The sequence below is a fragment of the Pediococcus parvulus genome (assembly GCF_964063155.1).
In the GTDB taxonomy this organism is placed as follows: domain Bacteria; phylum Bacillota; class Bacilli; order Lactobacillales; family Lactobacillaceae; genus Pediococcus; species Pediococcus parvulus.
This window is the reverse complement of record NZ_OZ061292.1, coordinates 1,373,531-1,385,737: the sequence shown is the minus strand read 5'-3', so window position 1 is coordinate 1,385,737 and position 12,207 is coordinate 1,373,531. Positions and strand designations below refer to the sequence as shown.

Sequence of the window (12,207 nt, the reverse complement as noted above, 5' to 3'; positions counted from 1 at the left end):
ATAAGCACCCATAGCGCAATTGGATAGAGTGTCTGACTACGAATCAGAAGGTTGTAGGTTCGACTCCTACTGGGTGCATTTTCGGGAAGTAGCTCAGCTTGGTAGAGCACCTGGTTTGGGACCAGGGGGTCGCAGGTTCGAATCCTGTCTTCCCGATTAAATGTTTTCTTTTACATTTAAGTTAGATCGCGGTGTAGCTCAGCTGGCTAGAGCGTCCGGTTCATACCCGGGAGGTCGAGGGTTCGATCCCCCCCGCCGCGATAGGTTTTAATATACGAACTTGGACCTTTAGCTCAGTTGGTTAGAGCAGACGGCTCATAACCGTTCGGTCGTAGGTTCGAGTCCTACAAGGTCCATCTAATGTGTTTTAGGGATATATTAGAGGGCAATGAAAACCGTATATTGTAATGGAGGATTACCCAAGTCTGGCTGAAGGGAACGGTCTTGAAAACCGTCAGGTGGGTCAAACCACGCGAGAGTTCGAATCTCTCATCCTCCTTTTTTTATTATCGCGGGATGGAGCAGTCTGGTAGCTCGTCGGGCTCATAACCCGAAGGTCGCAGGTTCAAACCCTGCTCCCGCAATTATGGTTCCATGGTCTAGTTGGTTTAGGACGCCTGCCTGTCACGCAGGAGATCACGAGTTCGAGTCTCGTTGGAACCGTTAATGGCTCGGTAGCTCAGTTGGTAGAGCAACGGATTGAAGCTCCGTGTGTCGGCGGTTCGATTCCGTCCCGCGCCATTCTAATATAGTTCTGCGGGTGTAGTTTAGTGGTAAAATCACAGCCTTCCAAGCTGTTGTCGCGAGTCCGATTCTCGTCACCCGCTTTTTTCTATAATGGGCCTATAGCTCAGCTGGTTTAGAGCGCACGCCTGATAAGCGTGAGGTCGATGGTTCAAGTCCATTTAGGCCCATTGGAGAAGTACTCAAGTGGCTGAAGAGGTGCCCCTGCTAAGGGTATAGGTCGCGTAAGCGGCGCGAGAGTTCGAATCTCTCCTTCTCCGTTTTTTATGACCCGTTGGTCAAGTGGTTTAAGACACTGCCCTTTCACGGCAGTAACATGGGTTCGAATCCCGTACGGGTCATTTCCATTTATATATTTTAATTTATTATCGCGGGATGGAGCAGTCTGGTAGCTCGTCGGGCTCATAACCCGAAGGTCGCAGGTTCAAACCCTGCTCCCGCAATTATGGTTCCATGGTCTAGTTGGTTTAGGACGCCTGCCTGTCACGCAGGAGATCACGAGTTCGAGTCTCGTTGGAACCGTCACGGAGCAAAAACGAATTTAACAGGTGCATTTAATTGACTGGTATAAGAAATTATATCGGTTTTTTTGTATTCAAAACTGAAATAGATGGGGAATGCAAAAATGAATTTAAAGGCATTTGTCCAATAGGCTGACACTATTTCATTGATGCGTAAGAAGACAATATCCTGCAGGCCATTTCATCAAATGAGCACAGCTTATCAAAACCCGGGAAAAGTGAGTAAGTAATAGTGGGTTCAAAATATCTTATCCTTTATAGCGGCATAGTAACGCTGAAAAAAAATTTTTAAAAGTTATCTGAAAAGGAATACAAATTTAGCCCAAAACGGCAATTATTGAAGTTTTAACATGCTTGATTTTGGAACCAGATGTCTTTCAGAAAAGTAGAAATGAAATAATGACTGATAATAGGTATTTTTGCTCTGTAATTAACTGTGAAAAAGATCAAAAAAAACAGCCTAGATAGGCTGAAAAATTTGTAACTGTAACTCACAGAATAAGAAACACACTAAAGATTAAATATAAAATTACGTTTACGATTAAATGCAGTTTTGATTTCTTAATAAATTGGGTAGCTAGCCATGAAATAATAAGTGTACCAACGGCAATTAATCCGAAGGTTGTTAAGTGGGTGACTAATAAAATTACGATACAAAGAATACCAAGACTTACATGAACCAAAGGGCCATAACTAAGTTTATTAATAAAAAATGGATAGAAAATAAATAGAAAACCTAATAAAGGCGCAACTAGAACTGATAAGAAGGTGGTTGATAAAAAACCACACTGGATGTAAAACAAGACTTCCGGTAATATAAACGCCGAGCTTATGGTATACAAGATTAGCCCTGCCCAGTTGTTTTTAAAACCTGTGAAAAAAGTTGATAAAGTTACCATACATAAGAAGAGCAAAATACTTATCGTTGGCGAAATACTTGAGAAAGCCAACGCAGCTGCAAGGACTGTGACTCCAGTCATACTCAAAAATATAGGTGTTGAAATTTTATTGGTGAAGCGATCAAAGACAAGAAAATTAAACATGAAGATAAATAATATGACTAAAAGCTGATTGCTAAAAGTATGCTGAATATTAGTATGTACTTGATGGCTGTACAGGGTTGGCACCAACCAAGTGGTCAAACTCTGAATGGCCGTCATGAGTAGCGGCAACAGCGATTTTTTATTAACAGCATTCAAACGTATATTTTGCATCGTTGTATTCTCCTATGTGAAATAACTCAATCGTAAACAAAGTTCGAAGCGACGTCAACTAAAAATCAATCTTTTAAAGAATTTTCATTTGTGATAAAATTGTTAGGATAGCTTTCAATTTACATGATCGTGGAGACAAGCAGATTAGATGCAATCGTATTGCGAATCTAGGTTCATGTGAAATTCATAAGCTGCAAAGCACGGGTTATAACATTGAACAAACATACTTTGTTCCCGAAAGGATTTGCTGTAAAGCAAAGATGCCTTGTAACCGTTATTAATAAGGGGGAAATTTCCACATGCAAGAGAGACATTTATTTACTTCTGAGTCAGTTTCAGAAGGACATCCAGATAAGATTGCAGACCAAATTAGCGATGCAATTTTAGATGCTATGTTAGCACAAGATCCACAGGCTCGAGTAGCTTGTGAAACAACCGTGACAACGGGATTAGTTGTTGTCGTTGGAGAGATTAGTACGACTGCTTACGTTGATATTCAAAAGACCGTTCGTGAAACCATCAAAGAAATTGGTTATAAAGATGGTGAATATGGATTTGATGGTGACAATTGTGCAGTTATGGTTGCCATTGATGAACAATCACCAGATATTGCTCAAGGTGTTGATGATTCTTTGGAAACTCGTGAAGGTGACGCGGATCCATTAGACAAAATTGGTGCCGGAGATCAAGGTTTGATGTTCGGTTTCGCCATTGATGAAACTCCTGAGCTTATGCCATTACCAATCATGTTAAGTCATCATTTGATGCAAAAAACTGCAGCTGTTCGTAAGTCTGGTGAAATTCAATACTTGCGTCCAGATGCAAAAGCCGAAGTGACAGTTGAGTATGATGACGATGAAAAGCCAGTTCGTGTAGATACGGTTGTTTTAAGTACCCAACATGATCCTAATGTAACTTTAGAGACCATCCGAAAAGATGTGCTTGAACATATTATTAAACCAGTGATTCCAGCTAAGTTGTTGGATGATAAGACAAAATACTTTATTAATCCAACCGGGCGCTTTGTTATTGGTGGTCCTCAAGGGGATGCCGGTTTAACCGGGCGTAAGATCATCGTTGACACATATGGTGGGTTCGCCCGTCATGGTGGCGGTGCTTTTTCTGGAAAAGATGCAACTAAAGTTGACCGTTCAGCTAGTTATGCTGCTCGGTACGTTGCCAAGAATATTGTGGCTGCTGGTTTGGCTCATAAAGTTGAAGTTCAGTTGGCCTATGCAATTGGCGTGGCTGAACCAGTTTCCGTTTCAGTAGATACCTTTGGGACTGGTAATGTTTCTGAAGAAAAATTAGTTGAGGCAATTCGTAAGATATTTGATCTTCGACCAGCAGGAATCATCAAAATGCTAGATTTACAGCGGCCAATTTATAAAAAGACAGCTGCTTATGGTCATTTTGGTCGGACAGATATCGACTTACCTTGGGAACATACAGATAAAGTTGATGACTTAAAAGAGTTATTGAAGTAATTATTGAAATCTCTTCTGCAATTCGCGTAGAAGAGGTTTTTTAGGTGGAGAGTGAATTAATGACAGCGAAAAAGACAAACGTTACCTTAGTCACAATTGCGATTTTTGTGGCAACATTTTTAACAGCGGTAGAAGGAACCATTGTTTCAACCGCAATGCCGACCATCGTTGGAGATCTTCATGGCGTTAATTTAATGAACTGGATTGTTTCAATTTATTTGTTAACAAATGCAGTTGCTACGCCAATATATGGTAAGCTAGCCGATCTTTTTGGGCGTAAACGAATCTTCATTATTGGCATCATGATTTTTATTATTGGCTCAACATTGAGTGGGACGGCTAACTCTATGCCAACATTGATTGGTTGGCGGGCGCTGCAAGGTGTTGGGGCGGGGTGTATTATGCCAGTTGCAAACACCATTATTGCGGATATCTACCCATTTGAAAAACGAGCCCGTGTCATGGGCTTTAATGGAGCTGCATGGGGGATTGCTGCGATTGTGGCACCGTTGTTAGGTGGATTTATCGTGGACCAACTCACTTGGCACTGGGTATTCTTTATTAATATTCCGATCGGTTTGTTAACCGTTGCAATGATTGCACTTTACCTGCATGAGGATCCTCACACAGTCTCAACGAAGATCGATTACTTGGGAACTTTGTGGTTAACGATGGCGTTACTTAGTTTGATGTATGGGTTTCAAGTTTTGGGTGAAACCAATTTTACTTGGCAAACTGTTGAAACTTGTTTTGCAGTTACCGTTGTTGCAATTTTTCTGTTTATTAGAAGAGAACAAAAGGCCGATGATCCTATTATTTCGTTAAAACTATTCAAGAATCGCACGTTTATTACCCAAAATTTAGCGACCATGTTGGTTTCTGGATTTTTAATTGGTTTTGAAGTTTATATTCCTACTTGGACACAGGGACTGCTTGGTTTGCCTGCTTCCTTGGCCGGTTTTGCAGTCACGCCTAGTTCAGTTATGTGGATTTTTGGGTCATTTTTAGCGGGTAAGTTTATTCTTAAGCTGACACCCAAACAAACCTTGATGATTAGTCTAGCTATTCTGTTTGTCGGAAGTTTGTGGTTAGCGTTATTGTCACAAACGACACCATTTTGGTTGTTCTTTGTTATTTCTACCATTCTTGGTGTGGGATTTGGAATCACGATTACTTCCACAACGGTGACTTCCCAACGATTAGTCGAGGCAAAGGATATGGGTGTGGCGACTTCTTTCAATACATTAGCGCGTACGCTTGGTCAAACGATCATGATGTCCATTTTCGGGATCATCATGAATGGTACTATGAATAAAGGCATTGCCCAACATTCCAATTTGAATTTAGGGATGATGAATAAGCTGATTAATCCGCAAACAGCTTCCTCATTACCAGCTAAATTATTGCCAACGTTGAGAACTATTTTATATCAGGCGTTGCATAACATTTATTTGGCAGGAGTGTGTTTGATTATTTTGGCCATTGTGATAAATGCGATTGATTATCGAAAAAAACAAAGAATTTAAGAAAGTCGACTTTTAGTTGCTGTGTTTAAGCAATTAAAAGTCGACTTTTAGTTATCGTTTTTGAATGGCAAACAAAATTGGTGGGTCATTTTGTTGATTCATAAATTGATAATTTAAAACTTGAAACTCTTTTTGCGGTAATTTTGTTAAAAAAGTTTGGAGATGGTTCAGCTCATCTTTACCACCTGGATGACCATAATAACTGACCAAAATGACTAGTCCTCCCCGTTGCAAAATTTTTAGGCACTGTTCAACAGCTGAAATTGTGGTTTTTGCGTGTGTAATAACGGATTTATCACTACCGGGTAAATAGCCAAGATTAAAAATAGCCGCGGTAATTTGGGTGTCTTCAGGAAGATGATTTGATAAATGTTCATGTCCATCGTGAATTAGGGTAGTTTGATTTAACAACCCAGTTAAAAGCAATTGTGTTTTGGTGGCCTCAAGTCCAGCAGATTGGACATCAAATCCATAAACATGCCCACTTTTACCAACGGCACTGGCCAAGTAGATTGTGTCGTTGCCGTTGCCCACTGTGGCGTCAATCACGGTATCGCCCGGTTGGACAACTTGATCAAGTAACGTGTGGCTATAACGTAATGCAGATTCTAGATTCATTTTTTAAACCTCCGTTTTTGTTGGTAAAATTAAAAATCCTGATAATAAAACGATGGTGGTACCAAATAAAAAGCCCCCAAGAACGTCGCTGGGATAATGAACATTTAAATAAATACGTGACATCCCAATTAAAAGGATCATGCTGATTGCAAACAAATTAACTAAACCGCGTTGCCATTTGGATTTGACGAGGCTTGCAAATATGATCATGATTACGCCTAGAAGAATGATCGTGCTGGTAGAGTGGCCACTTGGGAAACTATAGCCACCGATTGAAATTAGTTTATGCAAAGGGCGAGGCCGTTGTACAAGGAGTTTAATAGCTGTATTTCCTAACGTTCCTACTAAAATGCTAAAAGCCGCAAAACTTAGCAGGCGATAATATTTGACATAAACTAGCCAACCGACAAGAACAAGAGTAAAGCCGATATTTTGCAAAGGATTACCCAAACTCGTAATAAATAAGAAAAATTGGGTTTTAGCGGGTGTTCGATTGTGTTGCATAATTTGCGCAATTGAGTGATCAAAGTTTTGAGTTGCCTGGGTATTTGCAATTACCATCAGCGTAACTATTATAAAGATTATTCCGGTGAGTAAACTGGTTAATAGCCATTCGTGATGTTGTTTATTGGTTTGCATGAATATCTCCCTTATTATTTCAGAATGCGCTTCTAGTATATCAGATTTTTCAAAGGTTTCTTGCATTTTTATGGCTAATTTGATAGGATTAGTCCATTAATGTTAGTTGAAAAGAAGTAGTAAGTGTCAGAGCCCTTTCAGAAACTGTGCGGATAATGTGAGCATAGATTGCGAAGACACCGAACTCATCTTTTTAATTTTATTGGTGAAACAAGTAGCTGGTAACGTGAGTTCGCGTTAAGAATTGAAGTGTTCGACTGACTAATTCAATCGTAAATATAGGTGGTACCGCGGAAAATTTCGTCCTATAAGATATTTTTTAATATCTTATGGGACTTTTTTATATAGAAAGGGTGTAGCTAAATTGGCATATAATCACGATATAATTGAACGGAAATGGCAGCATTACTGGAAAGAACATAAAACTTTTAAAACAAATTCGAGGACAGATAAGCCGAAGTATTACGCATTGGACATGTTCCCTTATCCTTCTGGTCAAGGGCTCCATGTAGGTCATCCTGAAGGCTATACTGCCACAGATATCATGTCTCGATTCAAACGGATGCAAGGATTTGAAGTTTTGCATCCAATGGGTTGGGATGCATTTGGCCTGCCTGCAGAGCAGTATGCCTTAAAGACCGGTCACAATCCCCGTGAGTTTACAGCACAAAACATCAAGAACTTCAAACGGCAAATTCGTTCATTAGGTTTTTCATATGATTGGGATCGTGAAGTCAATACGACAGATCCTAAGTTCTATAAGTGGACCCAATGGATTTTTGAACAAATGTACAAAAAGGGTTTGGCCTATGAAAAAGAAACACTTGTGAACTGGGCTCCTGACATGATGGGCGGCACAGTTGTGGCCAATGAAGAAGTTGTTGATGGTAAAACAGAGCGCGGTGGTTATCCAGTTTACCGTGTCCCAATGAAACAGTGGATGCTGAAGATTACGGCTTATGCAGATCGTTTGCTGGATGACTTGGACTTAATTGATTGGCCTGAAAGCATCAAGGAAATGCAACGTAACTGGATTGGCCGTTCAACTGGTGCCAGCGTCAATTTTAAAGTTGACGGGACAGATGATCAAATTGAGATATACACAACCCGTCCTGATACGCTGTTTGGCGCAAGTTACATGGTTATTGCCCCAGAACATGCATTGGCTAAAAAACTAACCACAGAGGCTCAAAAAGCGGTTGTGGAGGCCTATGAAAAGAAGATTGAGACTAAATCTGACTTGGAACGGACCGACCTGAACAAAGACAAAACTGGGGTTTTCACTGGATCTTATGGAATTAATCCTGTTAACGGCGATAAAATACCAATTTGGATTGCAGACTATGTGCTTGCTTCATACGGAACTGGTGCAATCATGGCGGTTCCAGCTCACGATCAACGTGACTGGGATTTTGCGAAGAAATTTGATTTACCAATTACACCTGTTATTGAAGGTGGCGATGTAGAGGATGCTCCTTATACTGAGGACGGTGTTCATATTAATTCCGATTTCTTAAATGGAATGGATAAACAAACTGCTATTGATAAGATGATTGATTGGCTTGAAGATAAAGGGGTCGGTCATAAAAAAGTTAATTATCGTTTGCGAGACTGGATTTTCTCCCGTCAACGTTACTGGGGGGAACCAATTCCTGTTATCCATTGGGAAGATGGCGAAACTACACTAGTTCCCGAAGACGAATTACCTTTAAAACTGCCTGCAACTAAAGATTTACAAACCTCAGGGAGTTACGAAAGTCCACTTGCTAACTTAAAAGACTGGGTCAACGTGGTGGATGAAAACGGCCGTAAAGGTCGCCGTGAAACGAACACCATGCCACAGTGGGCGGGGAGCTCATGGTACTTCTTGCGTTACATTGATCCGCATAATGACGAACGAATTGCCGATATGGATCTTTTGAAGAAATGGTTGCCAGTTGATCTTTACATTGGTGGCGCGGAACATGCCGTCTTACATTTACTGTATGCGCGTTTCTGGCACAAAGTGTTGTATGATCTCGGCGTTGTTCCAACTAAAGAACCATTCCAGAAGTTAGTGAATCAAGGAATGATCTTAGGTGACAACCACGAAAAAATGTCGAAATCAAAGGGTAATGTCATTAATCCAGATGATATTGTCGATCAATATGGAGCCGATACCTTACGCTTATACGAAATGTTCATGGGTCCTTTAACGGAATCGGTTTCTTGGAGTGAAGACGGCATTCACGGAAGTGAGAAGTGGATCGAACGGGTTTGGCGTTTAATGATTGATGAAAACAATCATTTGCGTGACCGGGTGACAACGTTTAATGATGGTAAATTAGATAAAGTTTATAATCAAACGGTTAAAAAGGTGACACACGATTTTGAGCACTTACATTTCAATACTGCAATTTCACAGATGATGGTGTTTGTGAATGAAAGTTATAAGGTTGATGCCTTACCAGTACAGTACATGGAAGGATTTGTCAAAATGCTTTCACCAGTTATGCCCCATGTTGCCGAAGAGTTGTGGCAATTGTTGGGCCATGATGACACAATTACGTATGCAAAATGGCCAACTTACGATGAAGATAAGTTAGTTGAGTCAACTGTTCAAGTTGTTCTCCAAGTCAACGGAAAAGTTCGTTCCCACATCAAAGTAGCTAAGGATACAAGCAAAGCAGACTTGGAAAAGATTGCCTTGGCTGACGAAACTCTAAAAGAATGGATAGATGGTAAAACGGTCCGAAAAGTGATTGCAATTCCTAATAAAATTGTGAATGTGGTTGCTAATTAAGACTTAGAAAAGAGAAAAGTGAAAAAAGGCGGGTAGATTCTGAGCGTAGCCGAAGTTAACATATGGTTCGTTACTTGAACCGTTTGTTGATGTAGCTGAGTGGAAGAGTCTGCCTTTTTTGCTTACATTTAGATCCTGAAAGTTTCTTTATATTTTCTTACGAAATGAATTTAAATTTGAATTGCCCTGTAGTAATGATAAAATGATTAAGATTGAGTATTCGAAAGTAGGTCGATAAATTATGGCTGAGACGCCTCAAGATAAGTCACAGACAACTGATGCGGGATTTCAACCGCTAAGACAAACAAGTAAAGAATCCACTTCAAAAGATAAAATGATTGAAGGCTCAGCCTGGATGACGGCTGGTAGCATTTTTTCACGCTTGTTAGGTGCAATCTACATTATTCCTTGGGTAATCTGGTTTGGCACTATGAGTAATCAAGCGAATGCCTTATTTGCAAAGGGATATAATATTTATAGTTTCTTTTTAATTGCAGCGATTGCTGGGATTCCATCTGCGATTGCCAAACAAGTGGCACATTACAATACAATCAATGAATTTGCAGTGGGCCAACGGTTATATAAACGAGGACTATTGTTGTCCGGCGCTACCGGGATTGTGTGTGCACTGATTTTGTATTTTGGGGCACCATTTCTTTCTAATCATGATCCCAATGTTATTCCGATTTTGCACTCACTTGCCTGGGCAGTTTTGATTATTCCAACGATGAGTTTGACTCGGGGTTTTTTTCAAGGCTATCAGGAAATGGCACCATCAGCAATTTCACAATTTGTTGAACAATTAGCCCGTGTGGCCTACATGTTGATTACGGCATTTCTAATCATGCATGTTCACCATGGTAATTGGGTGAGTGCCGTTTCCCAATCTACATTTGCAGCCTTTATTGGTGCGATTGGCGGGATGTTGGTTTTAGTTTGGTATTATTTCCGTCACCGATCTCGTTTAAGAGAATTGGCCGAGAATAGTAAGCAAGAACTGGCAATCCCGACTAAGCAGTTGTATAAAGAAATTATTGCTCAGGCGACACCATTTATTATTATTGGATCTGCAATTACAATTTTTCAATTAATTGACCAATATACATTTTTTAACATCATGCAACGGGCCTTTGACTATTCGACGACTGTGGTCAACACCTTGTATGCTGATTTTGCGTTTAATTCTAATAAACTCATTATGATTGTGGTTTCCTTAGGATCTGCAATGGCGATTACGGCGGTGCCAATGTTATCTGAGGCTAAAACCCGCGGTAATAAACGAGAAATCAATAATCAGATTACGGATGCTTTACTTTTGTTTTCGTTTTTTATGATTCCTTCAGCACTTGGTATGGCTGCCATTGCCCAGCCTTTGAATACACTTTTTTATCACTATGATGTTGTGGGAACTTTAGTTCTGCAGGCATCTTCATATGTGTCCATTATTTTGGGACTGTTTACGGTAATTTCAGCAATTATGCAAGGAATTTCCGAAAATGTCCGCGCGGTTGGTTACTTTGCGATTGGCGTCGTTGTTAAATTTGCCTTACAATTTCCACTGGTATCTTATTTTGGAGTGATGGGTCCTCTTCTTTCGACGGCGATTGGATTCGGGGTAGTGAGTTGGTTGATTCTACGTCATCTAAATCAAGAGTATGGCATAAGTTTCCATCGTATCAGCAGACCTTTTGCAGGGATCCTCGTATTTAGCGTTTTAACTTTTATTGTGGCGTATGCAACTGTCCACTTGAGCTATTTAGCATTGAACCCTAATAGTAAATTTATGGCTGTTTTCGTATCGGTTTTGGCAGCCTGCTTAGGTGGAATTGTTTATTTATATGCGACTTTAAAAACGAGATTAGCGGATATGATGATTGGCGATCGGGTTGAACGGATTCGAAGAATATTACGGATCCATTAAGGAGCGCGTTATGCGAATTGATAAGTTTTTGCACCAGATGAATATTGGAACACGAAGTCAGGTTACCCAGTTAATTAAAAAGGGTGCAGTTACCTTAAACGCACGCAGAGTACTCACTGGCAAAACGCAATTAAATCCAGGTCAAGATCTGGTAAAATTGGGTGAACGTGAGATTCAATATCAAGTTCATTATTATTATTTGCTCAACAAACCTTTGGGTGTCATTTCTGCGTCAACGGATAACCATCAAAAAACAGTAATGGATTTGTTTAATAAGTCTGATTACCGTTCTGACCTTTTTCCAGTTGGCAGACTTGATAAGGATACGGAGGGACTCCTACTTATTACCAATGATGGCGATTTAGCACACAAGCTGTTATCACCAGCCCATCATGTTAAGAAAGTTTATGAAGCGACAGTAACTGGTAAACTTGATGATCAAGTCATTGAAAAATTTGCTAAGGGGATTACGTTAAAGGATGGGACTGAGTTATATCCAGCCAAACTTGAAATCCTAAATTATAACAAACTTGAAGATACGACTAAAGTTCACGTTCAAATTCAGGAAGGCAAATATCACCAGGTACGGCGAATGTTTGGCGCGATGGGTGAAAAGGTTGTACATCTTCAGCGAATTCAAATGGGGACCTTGGCTATTGATGTTGGTTTGTTGCCAGGTAATTATCGTGAATTAAGTCAAGATGAGGTCGATGACTTATTGGCTTTAACTAAATAAAAACGAAAAGAGGCCGCGC

At 40.2% G+C, this 12,207-nt stretch carries 8 protein-coding genes, 14 tRNA genes, 1 riboswitch and 1 other annotated feature; of the genes, 19 read left to right on the top strand and 3 right to left on the bottom strand.

Annotated elements, in window-relative coordinates:
• Positions 1 to 4 precede the first annotated feature (4 nt).
• From AB3217_RS06835 to AB3217_RS06770, 14 genes are all read left to right on the top strand, one after another.
• Positions 5 to 78, top strand: a tRNA-Arg gene (locus AB3217_RS06835).
• A gap of 4 nt (positions 79 to 82) precedes the next feature.
• Positions 83 to 156, top strand: a tRNA-Pro gene (locus tag AB3217_RS06830).
• Positions 157 to 187: 31 nt separating this feature from the next.
• Positions 188 to 261 (top strand) — tRNA-Met (locus AB3217_RS06825).
• Positions 262 to 282: 21 nt separating this feature from the next.
• Positions 283 to 356: transfer RNA gene (locus AB3217_RS06820), tRNA-Ile, on the top strand.
• A gap of 53 nt (positions 357 to 409) precedes the next feature.
• Positions 410 to 499 (top strand) — tRNA-Ser (locus tag AB3217_RS06815).
• Positions 500 to 510: 11 nt separating this feature from the next.
• Positions 511 to 584, top strand: a tRNA-Met gene (locus AB3217_RS06810).
• A 4-nt stretch (positions 585 to 588) separates the two neighbouring features.
• A tRNA-Asp gene (locus tag AB3217_RS06805) sits at positions 589 to 663 on the top strand.
• Positions 664 to 668: 5 nt separating this feature from the next.
• Positions 669 to 741: transfer RNA gene (locus tag AB3217_RS06800), tRNA-Phe, on the top strand.
• Between the two features lie 15 nt (positions 742 to 756).
• Positions 757 to 827 (top strand) — tRNA-Gly (locus AB3217_RS06795).
• Positions 828 to 839: 12 nt separating this feature from the next.
• Positions 840 to 914: transfer RNA gene (locus AB3217_RS06790), tRNA-Ile, on the top strand.
• A gap of 2 nt (positions 915 to 916) precedes the next feature.
• A tRNA-Ser gene (locus tag AB3217_RS06785) sits at positions 917 to 1,004 on the top strand.
• Positions 1,005 to 1,012: 8 nt separating this feature from the next.
• A tRNA-Glu gene (locus tag AB3217_RS06780) sits at positions 1,013 to 1,085 on the top strand.
• Between the two features lie 28 nt (positions 1,086 to 1,113).
• Positions 1,114 to 1,187 (top strand) — tRNA-Met (locus AB3217_RS06775).
• 4 nt (positions 1,188 to 1,191) lie between these two features.
• Positions 1,192 to 1,266 (top strand) — tRNA-Asp (locus AB3217_RS06770).
• A 490-nt stretch (positions 1,267 to 1,756) separates the two neighbouring features.
• Here the strand turns inward: AB3217_RS06770 and AB3217_RS06765 are convergent.
• Entirely contained in the window at positions 1,757 to 2,479 is a 723-nt protein-coding gene (locus tag AB3217_RS06765; protein WP_367365843.1) for a hypothetical protein, read from the bottom strand.
• 223 nt (positions 2,480 to 2,702) lie between these two features.
• A riboswitch (SMK box riboswitch) is annotated at positions 2,703 to 2,781 on the top strand.
• Between AB3217_RS06765 and metK the strand changes: the two genes are divergently transcribed.
• Both metK and AB3217_RS06755 read left to right on the top strand, forming a co-directional pair.
• A complete protein-coding gene (metK, locus tag AB3217_RS06760; RefSeq protein ID WP_057784826.1) occupies positions 2,779 to 3,966 on the top strand; it encodes a methionine adenosyltransferase in 1,188 nt (395 codons plus the stop codon). (Overlaps the previous riboswitch by 3 nt.)
• A 59-nt stretch (positions 3,967 to 4,025) precedes the next feature.
• Positions 4,026 to 5,492 (top strand): MDR family MFS transporter, encoded by a 1,467-nt coding sequence (locus tag AB3217_RS06755; RefSeq protein WP_057784825.1) that lies wholly within the window; start codon positions 4,026 to 4,028, stop codon positions 5,490 to 5,492.
• Between the two features lie 51 nt (positions 5,493 to 5,543).
• Here AB3217_RS06755 and AB3217_RS06750 read toward each other — a convergent pair whose 3' ends face one another.
• Together AB3217_RS06750 and AB3217_RS06745 are read right to left on the bottom strand one after the other, a co-directional pair.
• On the bottom strand, positions 5,544 to 6,110 hold the full coding sequence (locus tag AB3217_RS06750; protein WP_057784824.1) for a class I SAM-dependent methyltransferase: 567 nt from the start codon (positions 6,108 to 6,110) through the stop codon (positions 5,544 to 5,546).
• Between the two features lie 3 nt (positions 6,111 to 6,113).
• Positions 6,114 to 6,815 (bottom strand): phosphatase PAP2 family protein, encoded by a 702-nt coding sequence (locus AB3217_RS06745; protein WP_084254227.1) that lies wholly within the window; start codon positions 6,813 to 6,815, stop codon positions 6,114 to 6,116.
• 30 nt (positions 6,816 to 6,845) lie between these two features.
• Positions 6,846 to 7,060 (top strand) — a binding site (T-box leader).
• Positions 7,061 to 7,113: 53 nt separating this feature from the next.
• On the opposite strand from AB3217_RS06745, the gene leuS reads away from it, so the two are divergent.
• The 3 genes from leuS (at position 7,114) to AB3217_RS06730 (ending at position 12,188) form a co-directional block, all read left to right on the top strand.
• Positions 7,114 to 9,531, top strand: a complete 2,418-nt coding sequence (gene leuS, locus AB3217_RS06740; RefSeq protein WP_068805172.1) for a leucine--tRNA ligase — start codon at positions 7,114 to 7,116, stop codon at positions 9,529 to 9,531.
• Positions 9,532 to 9,772: 241 nt separating this feature from the next.
• Positions 9,773 to 11,452: a polysaccharide biosynthesis protein gene (locus AB3217_RS06735; protein WP_057784821.1), complete on the top strand. Its 1,680-nt coding sequence runs from the start codon at positions 9,773 to 9,775 to the stop codon at positions 11,450 to 11,452.
• A 10-nt stretch (positions 11,453 to 11,462) separates the two neighbouring features.
• A complete protein-coding gene (locus AB3217_RS06730; protein WP_068805177.1) occupies positions 11,463 to 12,188 on the top strand; it encodes a pseudouridine synthase in 726 nt (241 codons plus the stop codon).
• The last annotated feature ends 19 nt before the right edge of the window (positions 12,189 to 12,207 follow it).

Coding starts and splice junctions, on each gene's coding strand:
- AB3217_RS06735 (WP_057784821.1), top strand. CDS start 9,773: ATGGCTGAGACGCCTCAAGATAAGTCACAGACAACTGATGCGGGATTT.
- AB3217_RS06765 (WP_367365843.1), bottom strand. CDS start 2,479: ATGCAAAATATACGTTTGAATGCTGTTAATAAAAAATCGCTGTTGCCG.
- AB3217_RS06730 (WP_068805177.1), top strand. CDS start 11,463: ATGCGAATTGATAAGTTTTTGCACCAGATGAATATTGGAACACGAAGT.
- AB3217_RS06755 (WP_057784825.1), top strand. CDS start 4,026: ATGACAGCGAAAAAGACAAACGTTACCTTAGTCACAATTGCGATTTTT.
- AB3217_RS06745 (WP_084254227.1), bottom strand. CDS start 6,815: ATGCAAGAAACCTTTGAAAAATCTGATATACTAGAAGCGCATTCTGAA.
- AB3217_RS06750 (WP_057784824.1), bottom strand. CDS start 6,110: ATGAATCTAGAATCTGCATTACGTTATAGCCACACGTTACTTGATCAA.
- metK (WP_057784826.1), top strand. CDS start 2,779: ATGCAAGAGAGACATTTATTTACTTCTGAGTCAGTTTCAGAAGGACAT.